The sequence below is a fragment of the Rhizobium sp. RU20A genome, assembly GCF_900155885.1.
GTDB lineage: Bacteria > Pseudomonadota > Alphaproteobacteria > Rhizobiales > Rhizobiaceae > RU20A.
On the sequence record NZ_FTMB01000002.1, the window covers coordinates 142427 to 161976 of the forward strand.

The 19550-nt window shown below is 62.6% G+C and carries 24 protein-coding genes; 6 read left to right on the plus strand and 18 right to left on the minus strand.

What is annotated here, in order from left to right; all coding sequences use genetic code 11:
- Nucleotides 1-59: 59 nt before the first annotated feature.
- The 16 genes from F3H41_RS09315 to F3H41_RS09390 all read right to left on the minus strand — a co-directional run bounded on the left by F3H41_RS09315 (nt 60) and on the right by F3H41_RS09390 (nt 12156).
- Nucleotides 60-1028, minus strand: coding sequence for a flagellin (locus tag F3H41_RS09315; protein ID WP_149738401.1), 969 nt, complete (start codon nt 1026-1028; stop codon nt 60-62).
- A gap of 267 nt (nt 1029-1295) precedes the next feature.
- Nucleotides 1296-2264: a flagellin gene (locus F3H41_RS09320; protein WP_149738402.1), complete on the minus strand. Its 969-nt coding sequence runs from the start codon at nt 2262-2264 to the stop codon at nt 1296-1298.
- Between the two features lie 242 nt (nt 2265-2506).
- Nucleotides 2507-3244 carry a flagellar type III secretion system pore protein FliP gene (gene fliP / locus F3H41_RS09325; RefSeq protein WP_149738403.1) on the minus strand — a complete coding sequence of 246 codons (738 nt, stop codon included), beginning with the start codon at nt 3242-3244 and terminating at the stop codon, nt 2507-2509.
- Nucleotides 3241-3807, minus strand: coding sequence for a flagellar basal body-associated FliL family protein (locus F3H41_RS09330; protein WP_149738404.1), 567 nt, complete (start codon nt 3805-3807; stop codon nt 3241-3243). The genes fliP and F3H41_RS09330 overlap by 4 nt, the downstream gene beginning before the upstream one ends.
- A gap of 90 nt (nt 3808-3897) precedes the next feature.
- Entirely contained in the window at nt 3898-4608 is a 711-nt protein-coding gene (gene flgH, locus F3H41_RS09335; RefSeq protein WP_149738405.1) for a flagellar basal body L-ring protein FlgH, read from the minus strand.
- Nucleotides 4605-5138 carry a MotE family protein gene (locus F3H41_RS09340; RefSeq protein ID WP_149738406.1) on the minus strand — a complete coding sequence of 178 codons (534 nt, stop codon included), beginning with the start codon at nt 5136-5138 and terminating at the stop codon, nt 4605-4607. Before F3H41_RS09340 ends, flgH begins: the two co-directional genes overlap by 4 nt.
- Nucleotides 5135-6262 (minus strand): flagellar basal body P-ring protein FlgI, encoded by a 1128-nt coding sequence (locus F3H41_RS09345; RefSeq protein ID WP_149738407.1) that lies wholly within the window; start codon nt 6260-6262, stop codon nt 5135-5137. Before F3H41_RS09345 ends, F3H41_RS09340 begins: the two co-directional genes overlap by 4 nt.
- Nucleotides 6259-6765 (minus strand): flagellar basal body P-ring formation chaperone FlgA, encoded by a 507-nt coding sequence (gene flgA, locus F3H41_RS09350; RefSeq protein ID WP_149738408.1) that lies wholly within the window; start codon nt 6763-6765, stop codon nt 6259-6261. The genes F3H41_RS09345 and flgA overlap by 4 nt, the downstream gene beginning before the upstream one ends.
- 15 nt (nt 6766-6780) lie before the next feature.
- Nucleotides 6781-7569 (minus strand): flagellar basal-body rod protein FlgG, encoded by a 789-nt coding sequence (gene flgG, locus F3H41_RS09355; RefSeq protein ID WP_149738409.1) that lies wholly within the window; start codon nt 7567-7569, stop codon nt 6781-6783.
- A gap of 12 nt (nt 7570-7581) precedes the next feature.
- The gene (locus F3H41_RS09360; protein WP_149738410.1) at nt 7582-7920 is read right to left on the minus strand and encodes a flagellar hook-basal body complex protein FliE; all 339 of its coding nucleotides are present in this window, start codon (nt 7918-7920) and stop codon (nt 7582-7584) included.
- The gene (gene flgC, locus F3H41_RS09365) at nt 7920-8336 is read right to left on the minus strand and encodes a flagellar basal body rod protein FlgC (RefSeq protein WP_149738411.1); all 417 of its coding nucleotides are present in this window, start codon (nt 8334-8336) and stop codon (nt 7920-7922) included. The genes F3H41_RS09360 and flgC overlap by 1 nt, the downstream gene beginning before the upstream one ends.
- 3 nt (nt 8337-8339) lie before the next feature.
- Complete coding sequence (gene flgB / locus F3H41_RS09370; protein WP_149738412.1) at nt 8340-8723, minus strand: flagellar basal body rod protein FlgB; 384 nt, start codon at nt 8721-8723, stop codon at nt 8340-8342.
- 161 nt (nt 8724-8884) lie between these two features.
- Nucleotides 8885-9454 carry a flagellar protein gene (locus F3H41_RS09375; protein WP_188129406.1) on the minus strand — a complete coding sequence of 190 codons (570 nt, stop codon included), beginning with the start codon at nt 9452-9454 and terminating at the stop codon, nt 8885-8887.
- Nucleotides 9451-10848: a flagellar protein export ATPase FliI gene (gene fliI / locus F3H41_RS09380; protein WP_149738414.1), complete on the minus strand. Its 1398-nt coding sequence runs from the start codon at nt 10846-10848 to the stop codon at nt 9451-9453. Before fliI ends, F3H41_RS09375 begins: the two co-directional genes overlap by 4 nt.
- Before the next feature lie 110 nt (nt 10849-10958).
- A complete protein-coding gene (gene flgF, locus F3H41_RS09385) occupies nt 10959-11687 on the minus strand; it encodes a flagellar basal-body rod protein FlgF (protein ID WP_149738415.1) in 729 nt (242 codons plus the stop codon).
- Between the two features lies 1 nt (nt 11688).
- The gene (locus F3H41_RS09390) at nt 11689-12156 is read right to left on the minus strand and encodes a DUF1217 domain-containing protein (RefSeq protein ID WP_188129407.1); all 468 of its coding nucleotides are present in this window, start codon (nt 12154-12156) and stop codon (nt 11689-11691) included.
- A gap of 225 nt (nt 12157-12381) precedes the next feature.
- On the opposite strand from F3H41_RS09390, the gene motA reads away from it, so the two are divergent.
- From motA to F3H41_RS09420, 6 genes are all read left to right on the plus strand, one after another.
- Nucleotides 12382-13260, plus strand: coding sequence for a flagellar motor stator protein MotA (gene motA, locus F3H41_RS09395; protein ID WP_149738417.1), 879 nt, complete (start codon nt 12382-12384; stop codon nt 13258-13260).
- 3 nt (nt 13261-13263) lie between these two features.
- Nucleotides 13264-14208 (plus strand): FliM/FliN family flagellar motor switch protein, encoded by a 945-nt coding sequence (locus F3H41_RS09400; protein WP_188129408.1) that lies wholly within the window; start codon nt 13264-13266, stop codon nt 14206-14208.
- A gap of 57 nt (nt 14209-14265) precedes the next feature.
- Nucleotides 14266-14910, plus strand: coding sequence for a flagellar motor switch protein FliN (gene fliN / locus F3H41_RS09405; protein ID WP_149738418.1), 645 nt, complete (start codon nt 14266-14268; stop codon nt 14908-14910).
- A gap of 26 nt (nt 14911-14936) precedes the next feature.
- Nucleotides 14937-15974 carry a flagellar motor switch protein FliG gene (gene fliG / locus F3H41_RS09410; protein ID WP_149738419.1) on the plus strand — a complete coding sequence of 346 codons (1038 nt, stop codon included), beginning with the start codon at nt 14937-14939 and terminating at the stop codon, nt 15972-15974.
- Nucleotides 15975-16354: 380 nt separating this feature from the next.
- Nucleotides 16355-17434 carry a flagellar biosynthesis protein FlhB gene (gene flhB / locus F3H41_RS09415; protein ID WP_149738420.1) on the plus strand — a complete coding sequence of 360 codons (1080 nt, stop codon included), beginning with the start codon at nt 16355-16357 and terminating at the stop codon, nt 17432-17434.
- A gap of 5 nt (nt 17435-17439) precedes the next feature.
- The gene (locus F3H41_RS09420) at nt 17440-17871 is read left to right on the plus strand and encodes a hypothetical protein (protein WP_149738421.1); all 432 of its coding nucleotides are present in this window, start codon (nt 17440-17442) and stop codon (nt 17869-17871) included.
- Nucleotides 17872-18012: 141 nt separating this feature from the next.
- Here F3H41_RS09420 and F3H41_RS09425 read toward each other — a convergent pair whose 3' ends face one another.
- Nucleotides 18013-18756 carry a LuxR family transcriptional regulator gene (locus tag F3H41_RS09425; RefSeq protein WP_149738422.1) on the minus strand — a complete coding sequence of 248 codons (744 nt, stop codon included), beginning with the start codon at nt 18754-18756 and terminating at the stop codon, nt 18013-18015.
- Nucleotides 18757-18767: 11 nt separating this feature from the next.
- Nucleotides 18768-19508, minus strand: coding sequence for a helix-turn-helix transcriptional regulator (locus tag F3H41_RS09430; RefSeq protein ID WP_149738423.1), 741 nt, complete (start codon nt 19506-19508; stop codon nt 18768-18770).
- Nucleotides 19509-19550: the final 42 nt, after the last annotated feature.

A 19550-nucleotide genomic window follows, 5' to 3' on the forward strand; every position in this document is an offset into this window, starting at 1 on the left:
TCGGGATGCGGCTTTCGGTTTCTATCGCCGGCACTACGCGGCTGTCGTCAATTCTCCGCTTAGCGGAAGAGCGACAGGACCGATTCCGGGGTCGAATTTGCGATCGAGAGGGCCTGAATGCCGAGCTGGTTCTGCGTCTGCAGAGCCTTGAGGCGCGTCGACTCTTCGTTCATGTCGGCGTCTACGAGGCGACCGACACCCTTCTTGATCACGTCCTGAAGATCGCCGACGAAGCTTTCCTGCATGGAGATGCGCTTGTTGGTCGCACCGAGCGTCGCGGCAGCGTCCGTCAGGTTCGTCAGCATCTTGTCAACGGCGGAGATCATGCCGGAGATTTCGTAGACGGTGGTCGAGGTCGTCAGGGCGACGTTCGTACCGGCGGCAGACGTGCCGGCGCTGGCAACCAGGAAGTAGGTCTTGGTCGTCGCCGTGCCGTTGGCCTGCATTTCGCTGACCGAGATATCCTTGGTCAACTGACCCTTTGCTGCATTCTTGTCGTCAACGAGAACCGAGGTGGCGGCATCGAAGCTGACCGTGCCGACGGCGACGTCACCGCTGGCGCTGCGCGTGAAGAAGCCGACCATCTCCTTGGTGCCAACGTCATTCGCGTCGGCGTTTGCACGGTACAGCCAGTTTTCGCCCGAGAACGAGGCCGACTTTGCCGTCGAAACCAGCTGGTTCTTGAGTTCGCTCAGTTCCTTGTTGATCTTCGTCTTGTCAACGCCCGGTTCGCGAGCGGCAACGAGCTTGGCCTTGATTTCGGAGATGACGTCGATGGCGTTGTTGAGACCGGTGTAGGCGGTGTCGGTCTTGGCAGCGCCGAGGCCGAGGGCATCCTGAACGGTCGACAGGGCCTTGTTGTCCGAACGCATGGTCGTTGCAATCGACCAGTAGGCCGAGTTGTCAGCGGCGCTTCCAACCTTGTAGCCAGAGGAGATGCGACCCTGCGTCGTCTCCATGTCGTTACCGATGGAACGAAGGGTCGAGAGTGCTGCCATTGCAGCAATATTGGTATTGATGCTCGTCATAGTGAAACTGCCCCTTTAGACAGACAATGTGAAGGGACATTCCGGACGCTACCGGGAAACGACGGCCAGCCTCATGCTTGCTAACGCGTTAATTGTCTTGGTTAACCCGTCGTTTCGATGTTCACAGGAAACACCATCGTGGTTAATGAACATTGAAAGTGATGAATTAAATTTGGCGGGCAACGAAAAAGCCGCGCCCATCTCTGGGCGCGGCCTGCATGTCGGTTAAGCTGCCCGACCTTGTGGCGAGAAGCCTGTCCTTTCCGATTAACGGAAGAGCGACAGAACGCTCTGCGAGTCCGAGTTCGCAATCGAAAGCGCCTGGATACCGAGCTGTTGCTGGGTCTGCAGGGCCTTGAGCTTGGTGGACTCCTCGTTCATGTCGGCGTCAACGAGGCGACCCACGCCCTTGGCAATCGTGTCCTTCAGGTCAGAAACGAAGCTGTCCTGCATGGAGATGCGCTTGTTGGTCGCACCGAGCGTCGATGCAGCGTCCGTCAGGTTCGTCAGCATCTTGTCAACGGCGGAGATCATGCCGGAGATTTCATAGGTGGTGGTCGACGTCGTCAGGGCGACGTTCGTACCGGCAGCAGACGTACCGGCGCTGGCAACCAGGAAGTAGGTCTTGGTCGTCGCCGTGCCGTTGGCCTGCATTTCGCTGACCGAGATATCCTTGGTCAACTGGCCCTTTGCTGCATTCTTGTCGTCAACGAGAACCGAGGTGGCGGCATCGAAGCTGACCGTACCGACGGCGACGTCACCGCTGGCGCTACGCGTGAAGAAGCCGACCATCTCCTTGGTGCCCACGTCAGTCGCGTCGGCGTTCGCACGGTACAGCCAGTTTTCGCCCGAGAACGAGGCCGACTTTGCCGTCGAAACCAGCTGGTTCTTGAGTTCGGTCAGTTCCTTGTTGATCTTCGTCTTGTCAACGCCCGGTTCGCGAGCGGCAACGAGCTTGGCCTTGATTTCGGAAACGACATCGATGGCGGCATTCAGGCCGGTGTAGGCCGTGTCGGTCTTGGCAGCGCCGAGGCCGAGGGCATCCTTAACGGTGGAGAGCGCCTTGTTGTCCGAACGCATGGTCGTTGCAATCGACCAGTAGGCCGAGTTGTCCGAAGCCGTGTTGACGCGCAGGCCGGTGGAAATGTTGCTCTGCGTGGTTTCCATCTGCGAGGAGATGGAGCGGAGCGTGGAAAGTGCGCCCATAGCGGCGGCATTGGTCATGATGCTGGTCATGGAGAGTGTCCCTCTGATACTCAAAACACGGTTAGGGACATACCGGACTAAAAACTTACCGGTGATAACGGAGTGGCCTCATGCCCTCGGCTTCGTCACCCTCGGTGCGAAAAACCAAACCCGTTATGTAAGTTGGAGCTTCGCAGCCAAGTCTTGCCATATGCTTAAACGGCGGGCGCATTTCGAGACAAATGCCGCCAATCCTGCCCCAAATGCAGGCAGGCCGAGAACATGGAAAACAATCAGTTAAAGGAACGGACGAGGCTGCCGACCATCAGGTTCCAGCCGTCGATCAGCACGAAGAACAGGATCTTGAAAGGCAGCGAGATCGAGGTCGGCGGCAGCATCATCATGCCCATGGCCATGGTGATGGTGGCAACGATCAGGTCGATCACCAGAAAGGGCAGAAGGATCAAAAAGCCGATCTCGAAGCCGCGGCGGATTTCCGAAATCATGAAAGCCGGGATGAGGGCGCGAAGGTCCACCACATCGCCCGTCACGACGGTCTGGCCCTTTTCCTGGGCAATATCCACGAAGAGCTGAAGGTCCTTCGGCCGGGTATTGGCCTGCATGAACTGACGAAAGGGTTCTGCGATGCGCGGCAGTGCCTCGGCTTCGGTGATCTGGTTGGCGAGGAGCGGATCGATGCCCTCGCGCCAGGCCCGGTCGAAGGTCGGCGACATCACGTAGAAGGTCATGAACAGGGCGAGGCTGACGAGGATGGTGTTGGACGGCGTTGTGCCCAGCCCCATGCCGGAGCGCAGGATCGCAAAGGCGATCGCAAAGCGCGGGAAGCTCGTCACCATGATGAGGATGCCGGGCGCGATCGACAGGACCGTCAAAAGCCCGAAGGTACGCACGATCCAGGCGGCTGCGGAGCCGTCAACGGGAACGTTCAGGAGATCCGTCGGAAATCCTTGGGCACCGGCAATCCCGGAGGTCGCCATCATGGCGACTATGAAGGCAAGGATGCGAATCATTGAATGACGAATGTTCTGAAGATGACATTCGTTATGCGCCCTTCAGACCTGAGGTCAACCCGCTCCTGTATGTCGTCCCGCAAATACTGAAAGCCGCGCGGTCCCTGGATCTGCTGCAGCGAGACCGTCCGCAGGTAGGCCGCCACATCGGCCTGCACGGCTTCTGCTATCTTCACGTCCGGCTCGCCTTTGAAGGCGAGGGCGAGTTCGAGCCGGATCCAGTTCTCGGTGGGATAGGCGAGGTTCGTGGTGATGGGATCGAGCTGGAGGATGCCGTGCGCCTCGGTGAAGGCCTTGGGAAGCCCCTCCTCTTTCTTGTCGCCGCCATGGGCATCGGCGGGCGCGCCAGCGGCGAGCGCCGCCTTCTTCTCGGCCTCGGCCTTTTTCACCGCCTCGATGGCGTCGGCCATTTCCTTGGTCATGGGTTTCGGCGCGACCATGCCGCCGATCATCCAGCCGCCGCCGGCTGCAATCAGCGTCAGCACGACGACCGCGCCGATCAGGACCATCGGCGAGGATTTCTTCTTGGCGACTTCGCCTTCCGGTGCGATTTCCTCTGACATGCCGTCCGATCCCGTTGCCGTGCCGCGGGACACCATCCCGCCTTGAAGTCCTGAAGGCCGCCCTTCGCGGGCGGCGCGATGGCGCCGCCGTCAGATGGGCGAAACGATGTCCATGATCTGCTGGCCGTAAGGCGGCTGCTGCACCTCCGACAGGCGACCGCGGCCGCCGTAGGAGATGCGGGCCTCGGCGATCTTGTCGTAGGAGATCATGTTTCTGGCGTCGACATCCTGCGGCCGGACGATGCCGGCGACGTTCAGGATGCGCATCTCGTTGTTGACGCGCACTTCCTGCGAACCGCTGATCAGGAGGTTGCCGTTTTCAAGAACGCCCGTGACGACGGCGGCGACCAGCAACTGCAGCTTTTCGGCACGGGCCGTCGTACCCTGCCCCTGCGTCTTGGTATCCGAGCCGTAGTCGAGCCCGCCTTGCCAGCCGAACTTTCCACCGACGGAGGAGCCGTTGGCGCCGATGTTGAAGCCGCTGCTGTTCTGGCGACTGCGGTCGGTCTTGTTATCGAAGGAGGCCTTGTCGTTGATCTGGATATCGACCGTCATGATGTCGCCGACCTTCAGCGCCCGCGCATCCTTGAAGAGTGCGGCCTGGCTGTCGGACCAGAGGGAGTAGCCGTTGGATATGCTCGCCGGCTGCTTGGGATACATGGCCATCTGCGGGGTCTGCGCATATTGCAGCCCGGTGCCAATGGGGCTCATCGAAGGCGCGCGACCGATTTCCTCGAAGGTCTTGCTCTGGCAGCCGGCAAGGAGCGCGACGGCGGCGAGCAGCGGAAGACGATAGATCATGACGGTTCCTTCGATGTGTTCGGGTCGCTGGCGGCCGAGATGAAATCGGTGAGCTTGGCGGCCTTCTCGTTCTTCATTTCGCTGAGGATGAGGCTCGACTGGCGCGCCGGCAGCTTCATGAGGATGGCGGCGGCAATATCGGGCTCGACCAGCTCTAGCTTGCTGGCGGCGGCGTCTGCCTTCATCGTCTTGTAGATGCCGACGAGACCCGCTTCGGCCTGCTGGAGGAAGTCGTTGCGCCGCTTCAGCCAGTCCTCATATTCCGCCTTGCGCTTTTCCAGAACGGCGATGCGCTCGTCGACCTGCAACTGGAGATCGGCGAGTTCCTTTTTCTGCAGAAGGTAGCGCTGGTCGCGCGCGGCATCGGCGATGTTGGTGCAGAAGCGCTGGATTTCGCTTGCGGTCGGATCGGCGCCGGCGGGCGCTGCCACCTCCTGAGCAAAGGCGCCGGGAATGGCGAGCGCCAGGAGGGCCAGTGCGGCCAGCGTGCCCTTGCGGGCGGAGATGGAGGGAGTACGAACATCGGTCATTGCAAAACAAGCTCCGCCTGAAGGGCGCCGGCCGTCTTGATGCTCTGGAGAATGGAGATCACGCCGTCCGGCTTGACGCCGATGGAATTGAGGCCGGTGACAAGCTGGCGCAGGCTGGATCCCTCCAGCATGGCGACGGTGCCGCCGTCGGCGACCGCCTTGATGGTGGTGTTTTCCTCGACGGCGGTCTGGCCACGGGAGAAGGGCGCCGGCTGGACGACTTCGGGATTTTCCGTGACCTGCACCGTGAGCGTGCCGTAGCTGACGGCGACAGGGGCAACGCGCACGTCCTGTCCGATGACGATCGTCCCGGTGCGCTCGTTGATGACGACGCGGGCGGGCACATCGGTTTGTACGACGAGATTTTCGATTTCGGCCATCAACTGGGTCAGATCGGCCATTTTCGGCTTCTCGATCATCACGCTCTGGCTGTCGCGGGCCTCGGCGATGCGACCGCCGAAGCGCTGGCTGGCATATTGGTTGATGACCTGCTGCATGGCGAGCGCGGTCGAGAAGTCCGGATTGCGCAGTTGCAGGACGAGGCTGACGCCGTCCTTGAACTTGGCCGGCAGGTCGCGTTCGATGATGGCACCGTTCGGTACGCGGCCGGCGGTCGTGACACCCTGGTTGACGGTGGCGGCTGCGCCCTGCGCGCTGAAGCCGCTGACGACGACGGAGCCTTGCGCGACCGCATAGATCTGGCCGTCGGCACCCGACAGCGAGGTCATGACGAGCGTGCCGCCACGCAGCGACGTGGCATCGCCGAGCGAACCGATGGTCACGTCGATGCGGCTGCCCGGACTTGCGAAAGGCGGCAGCGTGGCGGTGACGAGAACGGCGGCGATGTTGCGCGAGCGCGATTCGCCGCCCTGGGTCGAGATGCCGAGGTTCTGCAGCATGGCACGCAGCGATTGCTCGGTGAAGGGCGAGGAGCGCAGGCTGTCGCCCGTGCCCTGAAGGCCGACCACGAGACCGTAGCCGATCAGCTGGTTGTCACGGCCGGCCTGGAGCGAGGCGATATCCTTGATGCGTGACGTTGCCGCCGCTTCGGCCGCCGGCATGCCCGGCAGCGTCAGGGCGGCGGCGATGAGAACCGTCGCCAGTGTGCGGAGAAGACGCTTCATTTCGTCACCACCTCGACCGTACCGTCGGACATGACCGTGCCGGCGACGATGACGCCGCTGTCGATGTTGCGCAGCTGGATGAGATCGCCGACGGCGGCATCCTGAAGCGGCGAGCCCTTGGCACTGATCCTCAAGGTGCCGACGGCAACGACCATCTGCACCGTGGTGCCGCGCTCCACCGCATAGGCTTCGCGCACCGCGCTCGTCATGATGACGCGCCCGGGCAGAAGGGTACGCTTGCTGACCTTGCCAACGACATCGGAGATCCTGCCGGCGAAGCCCTCGACCACATTGGGATTGGTGACATCAACCTCTTCGAGCTTGGACCCGACGATCGTTTCGCCGGGATAGATGGTCTGGGTCGGAATGACGGCCGTGCGTTGGCCGGCATGGGCCGGCGCGACGAGGCCTGCCGCGCCCAGGACCGCGAGCGCGGCAAGGGCGAGGCCGAGGCGCGTCGGGCGGCGGACAGCTTTGGCTTTGCGAATGCGACCGGACGTCATCGTCGTCCCTCCTGCTTATCTGAGGTTCTTGCTGACGGTGGAAGCCATCTCGTCGGCGGCCTGGATGATCTTGGAGTTCATTTCGTAGGCACGCTGGGCGGAGATCAGATCGGTGATTTCCTTCACCGGATCGACGTTGGACGCTTCCAGATAGCGCTGCTTGATTTCGCCAAAGCCGGGATCGCCGGGGGCGCCGACAATCGGGTCACCGGAGGCCGGCGTCTGCTTGAACAGGTTGTCGCCCTGCGGCTCGAGACCGGCCTCGTTGATGAAGTTGGTGATCGTCAACTGGCCGACCTGCTGGGGCACGGTGTCGTTGCCGATCGTCACCATGACCTGGCCCGTGGCGGAGACATCAACGGAGGTGGCGTTCTGCGGGATCGTGACGCCGGGAACGACGGTGTAGCCGTCGAGCGTCACAAGCTGGCCTTCTGCATTGGTGTTGAAGGCGCCAGCGCGGGTATAGGCGGTCTGGCCGTCCGGGGTCTGGATCTGGAACCAGCCGCGGCCGACGAGCGCGAGGTCGAAGTCGTTGCCGGTCTGGGTCAAGGAGCCCTGCATGTGAAGGTTCCGGACGGCCGCCGTCTGGACGCCGAGGCCGATCAGCGCGCCTTCCGGCACGATGGCCTGATTGGCGCGGCTCGGCACGCCCTGGGCGCGCTCGGTCTGGTAGATGAGGTCAGAAAACTCGGCGCGAGCCCGCTTGTAGCCCGTCGTGTTGATGTTCGCGATGTTGTTCGCGATCACTTCGAGGTTCTGCTGCTGGGCATTCATGCCGGTGGCGGCGATGGACAGGGCCTTCATGGATCAGGTTCCTCAGATCGGCATACGCGTGATATCGAGATAGGCGGTCACGAGCTTGTCGCGGATCGCCATGGCCGTTTGCAGCGACTGTTCGGCACTCATCACGGCATCAACGACCTCGCGGGTGTTGGCTTCGCCGCGAATGCCCTGGATCGAGGCGGTTTCCGCACTCTTCAGCTGGTTGATCGTGTCGGTCGCCATGTTGCCGAGCATGGATGCGAAGCTTTGGCCGGTGCCGGTGGCGGCGCTCGACTGGGCCATGCCGGGCTGCAGCAGCGCGTTCGCTTCGGCCGCGCCGTCGGTGATCCTGGTTGCGCCGAGGGCGCCAATGCTGCTGATGCTGTCGATCATTACTGTGCCCTCAGGAGGTCGATGGTCGCAGAGATCAGGTCACGCGACTGCTTGATGGTCTGGAGATTGGCCTCGTAGGAGCGATTGGCTTCGCGCATATCGGCCATTTCCACGAGCACGTTGACGTTCGGCATCTTGACCATGCCCTTTTCGTCCGCGGCCGGATTGCCCGGATCGTACTCGGTGATGAAGGGCGTATCGTCTTCGCCCAGACGCTGGACTTCGACGCGGGCGGCGCCACTGACACGATCGACCTCGGAGGCAAAGCTGACCGTCTTGCGACGATAGGGATCGGCACCCGGCGCATCGCCCGTGGAGCGGGCGTTGGCAATGTTTTCCGACACGATGCGCAGGCGGGTGGATTCGGCTTCCAGACCGGAGGCGGAAACCTTGAGGGCGGCTGACAACGGATCCATGGCTTACTTCCTCAGCGTCAGGAGCATCATGCGGTGGAAGGCTTTGACGAGCCCCGCATTCAGCTCGTAGTCGCGCTTGATCTGGCCGGACTTCATCAGTTCGTCCTCGACCGAAACGCTGTTGCCGGAGACCTTGACCTCGGACGCATCCATGGTGCTGGTCTCGATGACCTCGGCGGCCATGGGCGACTGGGTGAAGTGGCGCGGATTGGTGGCGGCCATGCGCATGGCATTGGTCTGGCTCAGCACCGCATCGAAGGGCTGAACGTCACGCGCATTGTAGCCGGGGGTATTCACGTTGGCGATGTTGCCGGCCACGACGTTCTGGCGAGCTGCCAGCCATTGCGCCTGCCGGGACGCGAGCTCGAAGAGCTGAATCGGTTGCATCATGCACCTCCATCATTTTCAATGGAGACACTAGCGGCGTAAACTTGCGTGGGACTGGCGCAAATGCCGGGTTTTGCGGGCTTTGGCGCGCCATTTCACACAGTTTCGGCCCACGCGATGCGCAGGCCGCCGACATGCCCTTGAGGGCAAGGCTGTTGATTTCACTGTGCCTTGAAGACCTGGCCCTTGGACGTGATCAGCACCCACTGGCCCTCGCGCTCCTCGAGCGTTGCGAGGCGGCTGTTGTCCGGCAGGACGGCACCGACGCGCACGATGTACATGCCGGTCTTGTCCTCGATCAGGGCGCGGCCGTTGGCGACATGCATCAGGCGAAAGGCATTGCTGGCGGGGAACGGCTGATCGAGGCCCGCCTCCCCTTCGCCCGGCCGCGTGCCGTCATCGTTGATGCCCGGGACGGTGGCGGTGGTGATCTGGTCGATGGCGGCCTGGCGCGTCGCTTGCCGCGCGCCGTCGCCGGCATCGGGCATGGCGAGCGGCGAGACGGTGACGACGGCGGGGCCCGGCTGTTCCGGCAGGTCGCGCACATCGCCCTGCCAGAGGGTCGGCAGGTGGAACTTGTCCTGGTTGAAGAAGGCGTACCACGGAAAGAAGGTACCGAAGGCGGCAAGCGCAACGCCGGTTACGCCGAGAACCTTGTCGATCGTCGGCGTCTTTTCGCGGCGCTTGCGCTGCGGAACGATCTCGTCTGCATCGTGGTCGGTCACTGTCACGTCCTCGGTCTGTTCATGCCCGGCTGACCGCCATTGGCGGCGGCCTTCAGCGCTGTGGCAAGATCGGTAAATGCGTCGAAGGCCGGCCGGTCGCCGGGCGTCTGTTTCAGGACCTCGTACATGACGGGCACCTGCTTGATCGCCATGTCGAGATCCGGATCGGCGCCGGGGCGGTAACCGCCGATCAGGCGCAGGTCACGGGTTTCCTCAAAGCGGTGAATGAGCGCCTTGAGGCGCGCCACCAGCTTTTCCTGATCCGGTGTCCAGGCCTTGCGGGCCAGACGCGAGATCGAGGCGAGCGGGTTGATGGGCGGATAGCGCCCCTCTTCCGCAAGGCTGCGCTCGAGCACGATATGGCCGTCGAGAATGCCGCGCGTGCTATCGGCGATCGGATCATTGTGGTTGTCGCCATCGACGAGGATGGAGATGATCGCGGTGATCGTCCCCGCCCCTTCGGCGCCCGGCCCGGCGCGCTCCAGAAGGCGCGGCAGCTCGGTGAAGACGGAGGCCGGATAACCGCGCGCGATCGGCGGCTCGCCAGAGGCGGTCGCGACCTCGCGGATGGCATGGGCAAAGCGTGTGACGCTGTCGACGATCAGGAGCACGTTGTCGCCCTGGTCCCGGTAGTGCTCGGCGATGGTGACGGCGGTCAGGGGCGCCATCTTGCGCACCATCGGGCTCTCATCGCTTGTCGCGACGACGGCAACGGCCTTCTTGAGGTTCTCCCCGAGCGTATCCTCGATGAACTCGCGCACTTCACGGCCACGTTCGCCGACCAGCGCGATGACGACCTTGTCGAAGGCATCGGCGCGGGCGAGCATGGAGAGCAGCGTCGATTTACCGACGCCCGAGCCGGCGAAGATGCCGAGACGCTGGCCGAGGCAGAGGGGGGAAAAGATGTCGATGGCGCGCACCCCGGTGCGAAAGCCGGTATCGACACGCCGGCGCGTCATGGAGGGCGGCGCGGAATTGTTGATGGGGCGGGCGATGGCGCCCTTGATCAGCGGGCCACCGCCATCGATGGGATCTCCGAGCGCATTGATGGCCCGGCCGCACCAGCTGTCATCGGGTGCGACGCGAAAGGCGCCGACGCGGATGACGGTGTCGTGGATGCCGATGGGATCGCCCGGCTCGATGGGGCAGACGAAGACCGTTTCCGGCTCGACACGCACGACTTCGCCGAGATGCGTACCGGACGCCGAGCGATGGGCAACGAAATCGCCAAGGCGCACATGGCGCGACAGGCCCGTCACCGTGTAATGACCGGGCGAGATCGTCTTCACATGACCGCCGGCGGCAATCGACAGGTCGGGGCGCGCGAAACGTTCGACGAGGTCGCCGAACTGGCGAAGGGCCGTGCTGCGCGGGCGAATTTCAAGCTTTTCAGGCATCATGCCTCGTCACCTTCCGAACAGGGAGGGATGTACCGGGCACATCCCGAGGATGGCCCGCAAAAGGGTCGCACAGCGGGCCGTCATTGCCCCATCAAGCGCCCGAGCGATCATCAGCCGCGAGAGCCTCCGAGCGTTTCGATGGCCTTGCCGAAGGTCTGCTCGGTGTCGCGCATCAGGCTGGAAATGCTGTCGAAGGCGCGCTGGATGTTGATGAGCTGCGACATTTCCTGGATCGGATTGACGTTCGACTCTTCGATGTAGCCCTGCGCCACGCCCACCGCCATGTTGTCGACGACGGCCTGGGGCTCGGCGACCGGAATGATGCCGCTGTTTTGCACGCGGGTGAAACCGCGCGAGAAATCCGCCTCGAAGAGACCGATCTGCGCCACCTGCTGCTCGCCCTGGCGGATCACGCCATCGGCACCGATACGGATCTCGCCGCCATTGGCATTGAGCTGGATCGGGCCGCCACCGATATCGAGAACGGGAAAGCCCATGGTCGAGATCAGGCTGCCATCGGGCGCCATGCTGAAACGCCCGTCGCGGGTCAGCGCCGCGCCGGACGGCGTCTGGATCTGGAAGTAGGCGTCACCCTTGATGGCGACGTCCAGCGAATTGCCGGTCTGCTTGAAGCCGCCGGTATTGGTGTCAAGATATTCCTCGCCGGGCGAGACGAAGGCTGTCCTGCTGGCACCGGTGCTGGCGAGGACCTCGTCGAACTTTACCTGAGTGCCGCGAAAGCCGGCTGTCGAGGCGTTGGCGACGTTGTCAGCCAGCGTGTTGATGCGCCGTTCGAGTGCGACCTGGGACGAAAGGGCAACATAGAGGCCGGTTTGCATGTCAGCGTCCTCCGAGACGAATGCGGTGATGGGGGCGGATCGCGCGCAGGGCAGACGGCGGCACCAGACGGGCGCGGCTTGCCTTTTCCTCTGCACGACGAAGGTAACGGGTGACGACGCCTTCCAGCGCGGCGCGGCGGCTGGTGGTCGACGTGCCGTGAAGGGCGAAGTTGAAGGCGGCGAGGAGCGCGCTGTAACGGCTGTCGGAAAAGCGGATCGCCAGGGCGCCTGGACCGTCAAGCCCGCCGACAAGCAAACGGCGAATGAAGCTGCGGGCATAGGCCATGTCTTCCAGCCCGTGGGCCGTCATCACAAAATCATAGAGCCGCGCGTCGCCCATCAGGGCCTCGACCGTCTCGACCTGACGGATATGCGAGAGGTAGTAGTCACACTCGCGCACGGCGGCAGGCAAGGCGCCGGCCGTGCCGCTGCTCTCGTTTCCAACTGTATGGCCGTTTGCCCGGACCACGGTGCATTCCCCGCTTGACTGACGAAGGCGCGTCATGCGCTGCCCCAGTCAGCACCATTGCAAAGCATGCTTGCGCGAACCTGTTTGGCGGCACGGCCAAAGACGCCCCTGAAAATGAACGGGATCGTGAAGGCTTTCTGCGCTTAAGGAAGGTTTCATTAAGCCTCACGCAAGGCTTTCGGCGTATCTCTTGTCCCCAAACACGATCGTGGCAGGTGCCGGCACATGAACATCATCATCGGATTCGTCCTTACCATCGGCTGCGTGATCGGCGGCTACATCGCCATGGGCGGTCACCTCGAGGTGCTCATGCAGCCCTTCGAGCTCGTCATCATCGGGGGCGCCGGTCTCGGCGGCTTTGTGATGGCAAACACGATGAAGACGGTGAAGGATGCCGGCAAGGCGCTGGGCGAGGCGTTCTCCCACAAGGTGCCGAAGGAACGCCACTATCTCGATACGCTCGGCGTGCTTTACTGCCTGATGCGCGATCTTCGCACCAAGTCGCGCAACGAGATCGAAAGCCACATCGACAATCCCGCGGAATCACCGATCTTCCAGCAGGCCCCGACCGTTCTCAAGAATGCGGACCTGACGGCCTTCATCTGCGACTATGTGCGCCTCATCATCATCGGCAATGCCCGCAGCCATGAGATCGAGGCGCTGATGGACGAGGAAATCAACACGATCGAGCATGACAAGATGAAGAGCTACGAAGCGCTCGTCACGATGGGCGACGCCTTCCCCGCCATCGGCATCGTTGCGGCCGTTCTCGGCGTTATCAAGGCCATGGGCGCCATCACCGAATCCCCGGAAGTCCTCGGCGGCAAGATCGCAGCCGCCCTCGTTGGCACGATGCTCGGGATTTTTCTTTCCTATTGCGTGGTTTCTCCGCTTGTCGCCAACGTCAAGGCTGTCCGTTCCAAACAGAATCGGCTTTATATTATCGTGAAGCAGACTTTGTTGGCGTACATGAACGGCTCGGTTCCGCAGGTTGCTCTGGAATACGGCCGCAAGACGATTTCCTCCTACGAGCGTCCGTCGATCGACGCCGTCGAGCAGGAAATGATGAACCCCGGTGGCGGCGGCGACAGCAAGGCGGCATAAGAGATGAGCAAGCAGGCAGCGGAATCCGCTCTCCCCTTCGACAAGACGCTTCTGGCCCGCATGATCGGCGCGCTCGGCGACGACGACGTCATCGAGAAGATCGCCGCCGACTTCGGCACGGCCTTTTGCGAATTCCTGCCGGATATGCTGGAGAGCGAGACGGGCCTCGACCTCAAGATCGCCTATGCCGGCTGCGCGACGGGCCTGCGCGACACGCTGATTGCGGAGCTTGGCGGCGCCGTTGCCATTTCCGATGCATCCTTGCGCAACTGGAACAATGATTTCCAGATCGCCTGCGAAAGCCCGATCATCATCGCCATGATGGAATCGCTGCTGGGCGCCGATCCCAAGCGCATTCCGCAGCCGCGTCCGCGCCGGCTCTCCACCATCGAGCTCGATATCGCGACCATGGTGTTCGACAAGATCGGCGCGGTGCTGCGCACGGCGGCCAATGCCCAGGGCGGCTTCGAGACCATGGTCGGCCGGCCCTACAACACCGATGATCGCAAAAGCCCGGAAGAAGGTTCCCCCGATCCCTTCGCAGCCGTCATTCGCATGACGATCGGCATCGGCACGACGCTCTCGGTCTTCTCGATCATCGTGTCCCAGCAGACCCTTTTGAAGACGCAGGTCGTGGTGCCCAAGAGCGTGCAGGCCCGCAAGGGGCGCAATGTCTGGACCGAGAAGCTGGAGGAGCAGGTGCGCCGCTCCAGCGTGACGCTCGAGGCCCGCATCTCTCTTGAAAGCCTGTCGCTGGATACGATCAGCCGCCTGCAGCCGGGCGACATCATTCCCTTCCGCGATGCGCAGGACGTGCGCGTCGATGTCAACGCCAATGGCCGCGATCTCTATGTCTGCGAATTCGGGCGCGCCGGGGTGCGCTACACGGTGCGGGTGAAGGACACCCACGGCTCGGATGAAGACATTTTCAACCATATCATGAGTTAGTGTCAGGCAAGGTCCGGGCGCACGCCTGGGGCAAGCTTCAACTGGAATAAGTCGGTCATGGCACCCAAGAAAGCATCACCTCTGGACGACACCGATTTCGGTGCAGGCGACGCGGAACTCGATCAGGCGATCGACGATCTGCGCGGCGTGCTGAAGAAGGACTCCTCCAGTGATTTCGGTGCGGAGTTCGGTGGCGACATCGGCGGCGGCGAGACGGATCTTTCGGCCTTCGGCGGTGACGCTGCGGACAGCTTCGGTGGCGATTTCGGCGGCAGCAGCGACTTCGGTGGCGGTAGCGATTTTGGCGGCGGCGATTTCGGCGGATCGGATTTCCCGGTTGCCGGCGGTCTCGACGACGCAGGCTCCTTCGGGGGCGACGATTTCGGCGGCAATCATGCCATGCCGTCCGGTTCCGCAGGCATGACGCCTGCCCCGGGCAGTGGGATGACGTCGAACCTCGATCTCATCAAGGACATCCCGATCGACGTGCAGATCGTGCTCGGCACGAGCCGCATGCAGGTTTCGGGACTGATGGGACTGCAGGAAGGGGCAACGATCGGACTGGATCGCAAGATTGGCGAGCCGGTCGAGGTGATGGTCAACGGCCGTGTCATCGGTCGTGGAGAAATCACCGTGCTCGAGGAAGACAATTCGCGCTTCGGCGTCAAGCTCATCGAGATCAAGGGTACCGGCCGCGGCTGATGCCCTGATCGCACTCAGGGAGATCCATGATGGATTTCGACAGTTTCGATACCGGTCTTGCAACCCGTCCCCTGTCGCAGACCGACAAGGCGGCCGCCGTTCTTCTCGCCATGGGCAAGGGCGTTGCCGGGAAACTCCTGAAGTTTTTTACCCAGAGCGAGCTGCAGCAGATCATCGCCTCGGCCCAGTCGCTGCGCTCCATTCCCCCGCACGAGCTTGAGATCATCGTCAACGAGTTCGAGGACCTCTTCACCGAGGGCGCCGGCCTCATGGACAATGCCAAGGCCATCGAAAGCATTCTTGAGGAAGGCCTGACGCCCGACGAGGTGGACGGGCTGCTTGGACGTCGAACCAGCTTCCAGAGCTACGACGAAAACATCTGGGACCGGCTGCAGGAAACCGACCCGACGGCGCTTTCGGAGTATCTGTCCAAGGAACATCCCCAGACGATCGCCTACGTGTTGTCGCAGATGCCGTCGAGCGTCGGCGCGAAGGTTCTGCTGGGCCTGCCGGACGAGATGCGTCCCGACATCATCAACCGTACCGTCAACATCAAGGATGTCAGCCCGAAGGCGGCGCAGATCATCGAGACGCGCGTTTTCGAACTGGCGTCGCAGCTCGAAGCCGAGCGCAATGCCGTCGGCCCGACCAAGGTCGCCGATGTCATGAACGAACTCGACAAGAGCCAGGTGGACAGCCTGCTCGCTTCGCTCGAAGCGCTCAGCCAGGACTCGGTCAAGAAGGTCCGTCCGAAGATCTTCCTCTTCGACGACGTGCTCTACATGCCGCAGCGCAGCCGCGTTCAGCTGTTCAACGACATTTCCAGCGACATCATCACCATGGCGCTGCGCGGCACGCCGAACGAGCTGCGCGAATGCGTGCTCGCCGCGCTCGGCGCACGCCAGCGCCGGATGATCGAGCAGGATCTGCAGGGCGGCGACGCCGGCGTGAACCCGCGCGACATTGCCGTTGCCCGCCGCAACATCACCCAGGAAGCCATCCGCCTTGCCGCCAGCGGCCAGCTGGAACTGAAGGACAAGGATGCACCGGCGCAGGCCGCCTGACGCATCCGAATCACCGACACTGGCAAGGCTCCGCGCTCCTTCGACCGCGGAGCCTTTTTGTATTTGCCGGCGTTCAGCCTTGCCGTCGCAGCCTCGGCCGGCAATGGGCCGTCGCTTCCGGCCGGCAAATATGGATTGGGCCGCCAAGTTTCTTTGGATTGACCGTGCTTCCGCCGCTTTCGGCTTGTAGTGCCGGAGCGGCAGGACCAACAGTGTCCCCGTGTCCGCTTGGCTCTGCGCGTTTCCGAGAAAACAGCCGGCCTGTTGCCTGATCGATTTCGCCGGCCGCCGATCGACATGCGTACGTCAATGGATGGATGCTCCCGGGCCGCCCTTCAGGCTGGCGAGACCCGCGATGACGCAGGAAAGCGGGGTCGCCGATGGCGGACGACGACAAGGACAGTAAAACAGAAGCCCCGTCCGAGAAGCGCATTTCCGATGCGATCGAGGAAGGCAACATACCCTTCTCACGCGAGGTGACGGTCTTTGCCACGACCGTTGCCGTCTACATCTTCTTCGTGTTCTTCCTTCCGTCCGGTTTCACCTCGCTCGCCGAGGGGCTGAAGGACATTTTCGAGCAGCCGGAGGCCTGGCGGCTTGAAAATGCCAATGACGTGGTGGGTCTGATCGGCCACGTCTTCCGGCAGGCTGCGCCACTCATCGTCCCCATCTTCATCCTGCTGATCGTGTTCGGTATCGGCTCATCCGTCGCACAGAACATGCCGGCGCTTGTGCTGAACCGCATCGCGCCGAAGATGGAGCGCATTTCGCCCATGTCAGGCCTGAAGCGCATCTACGGCCTGCCGGGTCTCGTCGAGTTCGGGAAATCGCTGTTCAAGATCGTCATCGTCTCGATGATCGTGGTGCTCGTGCTTCAGAACGACTTCTACGAATCCATCGATGCCATGTTCGCCGATCCGATGACGCTGTTTGCGCGCATCACCAAGGATCTGAACCAGATCATCATGGTCATCCTGTTTTCGACCGGCATCATCGCCGTGGTCGATTTTTTCTGGACGCGCTACCACTGGTACGAACAGCTGCGCATGACCAAGCAGGACATCAAGGAGGAAATGAAGCAGTCCCAGGGTGACCCGATCGTCAAGGGCCGGCTTCGCTCGCTGCAGCGCGACCGCGCCCGCCGGCGAATGATGAACGACGTGCCGCGGGCGACGCTCGTTATCGCCAACCCGACCCACTATGCCGTTGCGCTGCGCTATGTGCGGGAGGAAAGCGATGCGCCGATGGTGGTTGCCAAGGGGACGGACCTTGTGGCGCTGAAGATCCGCGAGATCGCCGAGCAGAACGGCATTCCGGTTTTCGAGGATCCGCCGCTCGCGCGCTCCATGTTTGCACAAGTCTCGGTGGATAGTGTCATTCCACCGGTGTTCTACAAGGCCGTGGCCGAACTCATTCACCGGGTCTACGCATCGCAGGCGCCTCAAAAACGGGTGAATTGATCCTCATGAAAAAATGCCAATATTCCGAAGAGCGCGAAAAGATCATTGCCGATGCGATCCGTCCGGTCGCCACGGAATTGCGGTTGATCGACGCGGCGGACTTTATTGCGCTGCTTCGTTTTGAGTCCTACGGCAGCCTTGCGGATCTCGTCTCGTCGGCAGCGGAGTTGTATTTCCAGCCCGGCACCGTCAACTTCGGCATTGGCGGCAACTACACCGTCGACTGGGGCGTGGAGCCGGAAATCGTGCTCGATCTCGAGCTGAAGCCGCGCGGGGTGACGGCCTATGTGCAACTGATGCTCGGCAAGGACCGCGCCGGCCTGGAAATTACTCACATCGCCTTCCAGAAGCCATCCTGCGATCCGGACGAAAACACCGCGTTTCTGGCCCAGAGCCTTGCCGAAGCGCAGTTCCTGCAAACGCGCGCTGCCGCCTGATCTTCCCTCGGGTACCTCTGTCAGCCCGGTCCGAGCGACCGGGTGGCAGGGCTTTACGCAACCATGACTGCAAACGGAATCACGCCGGCGCACCAGGCCAGCGTAATGTCGAAGCTTGTTGTTTTGGTAGGCGCCGTCTGCTCAATCGATGAAGCCGAGGCGGATGGCCTTGGCGATCGCCTGGATGCGGTTCACCGAATTCAGCTTGGTGGTTGCCGTGCCGAGATAGGCGTTCACCGTGTGCACGGACAGGCCCATCTTTTCGGCGATGACTTCGCTGGTATGGCCGTCGCCAGCCATTTGCAGGCAGGCGATTTCACGCTCGTTGAGGGCAGCGGAGGGCTGCACCTTGCGCTCCTCCATTGCCAGCATGTCGGTCATGATCTGGCAGGCACGGGCATGAAGGCTGAGGATCGTCTCGCTCTTGAGGTCAAGGCTGTCGGCCGTGAAGACGACATAGCCATTGCCCTGCGTGCCGAGGCGGACGGGAAAGGCAAGACCGGCACTCGGCAGGGCGCGGTTGCCCAGCCGGCGGAAGAAGCGGCTGAGGCCATCGACGTCGCAGATCTGATGCTCCTCCGTGCCATTCCAGACAACCGGCAGCAGGGAGGCCTCGATATGGGCCACGAGATCTTCGCCGAAGAGAGCGGTGAAGGCCGAAGCCTCGCGCTCTGCTTCGTCACCCCAACTGTTGAGTTCGAGGCTCAAGGTGCGCACTGGCGGCGCACCGACAGCGGCGATGCGGAACACAGCGTAGTGCCGTGCAGCGAGCGCCTTGCGCATGGCCTGCAGGCGGGTTTGGAAGAGTTCGATGCGGCCGATGCGACCGCTCGCCCGTCCGCCGAGACGCATGTCGTCGCTGCCTTTGCCGGAAGATTGCCCCATCGCCCCCTCCCTCACACCAAATTGTGGCGTACGGCGTGGGCAATCGCCTCGGAGCGCGTCTTTGTCGCCGTCTTGCGCATGACGCTGGTGATGTAGTTGTTGATGGTGTTGCGGGAAATGCCGAGGATGACGGCGATCTCGTCGCTCGTCTTGCCTTCGGCGATCCAGAAAAGGCATTCGATCTCGCGATCGGTCAGCTCGCAATCGCGGTCGGCGCGGCCCTTCTGGGCCTGGGCGAAGCTTGCGAAATAGCCCGTGAGCAGTGCCACTTCGCGCAGGCTCTCGGGTGAGAGGATGACGTTTTCGGGAAAGAGCAGCGCCAGGACGTAGCGGGTGCGACCGACATTGAAGGTCAGAGCGCAATACTGGCGGCTGAGACCCTTGGGCATCTCGATGTCATCGGGCAGCCCCATGAAGCTCGGCCGCAGCACCGAAAGGCACCGGTCGAATTCGCTCGAACGGCCATTGGCCGCCCCGTAGATCGCGGCAAAGCGACGGACGAGGTAAAAGGGCCAGTCGGCGCAGACGACGAAGTCCATATCGCCATCCGGCACGCCGTCGATGCGGGCCAGCAGATAGTGACGCGCGCCGACATATTCGGTTACCGCAGAAAGACCAGCCGTGAAGCCGCCGTCCGCGCACAAGTCACCCAGACGATCGACAAGCCTGTCGAGCGGACGAGCCCGCTTCGACGCACGTTCAATAGCGCCCGGCACCGGCCAGACGGAGAAATCCGATTGCACAGCATCCATGGTATTGCCCCCGTGATGGATTCGCGCAGCACCTGCACACGC

Excerpts from the sequence above, each read along its gene's own strand:
- F3H41_RS09425 (WP_149738422.1), bottom strand. The coding sequence starts at position 18,756 with ATGGGGCAATCTTCCGGCAAAGGCAGCGACGACATGCGTCTCGGCGGA.
- flgB (WP_149738412.1), bottom strand. The coding sequence starts at position 8,723 with ATGCAACCGATTCAGCTCTTCGAGCTCGCGTCCCGGCAGGCGCAATGG.
- flgG (WP_149738409.1), bottom strand. The coding sequence starts at position 7,569 with ATGAAGGCCCTGTCCATCGCCGCCACCGGCATGAATGCCCAGCAGCAG.
- F3H41_RS09345 (WP_149738407.1), bottom strand. The coding sequence starts at position 6,262 with ATGAAGCGTCTTCTCCGCACACTGGCGACGGTTCTCATCGCCGCCGCC.
- flhB (WP_149738420.1), top strand. The coding sequence starts at position 16,355 with ATGGCGGACGACGACAAGGACAGTAAAACAGAAGCCCCGTCCGAGAAG.
- F3H41_RS09330 (WP_149738404.1), bottom strand. The coding sequence starts at position 3,807 with ATGTCAGAGGAAATCGCACCGGAAGGCGAAGTCGCCAAGAAGAAATCC.
- flgH (WP_149738405.1), bottom strand. The coding sequence starts at position 4,608 with ATGATCTATCGTCTTCCGCTGCTCGCCGCCGTCGCGCTCCTTGCCGGC.
- fliN (WP_149738418.1), top strand. The coding sequence starts at position 14,266 with ATGGCACCCAAGAAAGCATCACCTCTGGACGACACCGATTTCGGTGCA.
- fliP (WP_149738403.1), bottom strand. The coding sequence starts at position 3,244 with ATGATTCGCATCCTTGCCTTCATAGTCGCCATGATGGCGACCTCCGGG.
- flgF (WP_149738415.1), bottom strand. The coding sequence starts at position 11,687 with ATGCAAACCGGCCTCTATGTTGCCCTTTCGTCCCAGGTCGCACTCGAA.
- F3H41_RS09320 (WP_149738402.1), bottom strand. The coding sequence starts at position 2,264 with ATGACCAGCATCATGACCAATGCCGCCGCTATGGGCGCACTTTCCACG.
- fliI (WP_149738414.1), bottom strand. The coding sequence starts at position 10,848 with ATGATGCCTGAAAAGCTTGAAATTCGCCCGCGCAGCACGGCCCTTCGC.
- flgC (WP_149738411.1), bottom strand. The coding sequence starts at position 8,336 with ATGGATCCGTTGTCAGCCGCCCTCAAGGTTTCCGCCTCCGGTCTGGAA.
- F3H41_RS09340 (WP_149738406.1), bottom strand. The coding sequence starts at position 5,138 with ATGACCGATGTTCGTACTCCCTCCATCTCCGCCCGCAAGGGCACGCTG.
- F3H41_RS09360 (WP_149738410.1), bottom strand. The coding sequence starts at position 7,920 with ATGATCGACAGCATCAGCAGCATTGGCGCCCTCGGCGCAACCAGGATC.
- F3H41_RS09315 (WP_149738401.1), bottom strand. The coding sequence starts at position 1,028 with ATGACGAGCATCAATACCAATATTGCTGCAATGGCAGCACTCTCGACC.
- motA (WP_149738417.1), top strand. The coding sequence starts at position 12,382 with ATGAACATCATCATCGGATTCGTCCTTACCATCGGCTGCGTGATCGGC.
- F3H41_RS09420 (WP_149738421.1), top strand. The coding sequence starts at position 17,440 with ATGAAAAAATGCCAATATTCCGAAGAGCGCGAAAAGATCATTGCCGAT.
- F3H41_RS09400 (WP_188129408.1), top strand. The coding sequence starts at position 13,264 with ATGAGCAAGCAGGCAGCGGAATCCGCTCTCCCCTTCGACAAGACGCTT.
- fliG (WP_149738419.1), top strand. The coding sequence starts at position 14,937 with ATGATGGATTTCGACAGTTTCGATACCGGTCTTGCAACCCGTCCCCTG.
- flgA (WP_149738408.1), bottom strand. The coding sequence starts at position 6,765 with ATGACGTCCGGTCGCATTCGCAAAGCCAAAGCTGTCCGCCGCCCGACG.
- F3H41_RS09430 (WP_149738423.1), bottom strand. The coding sequence starts at position 19,508 with ATGGATGCTGTGCAATCGGATTTCTCCGTCTGGCCGGTGCCGGGCGCT.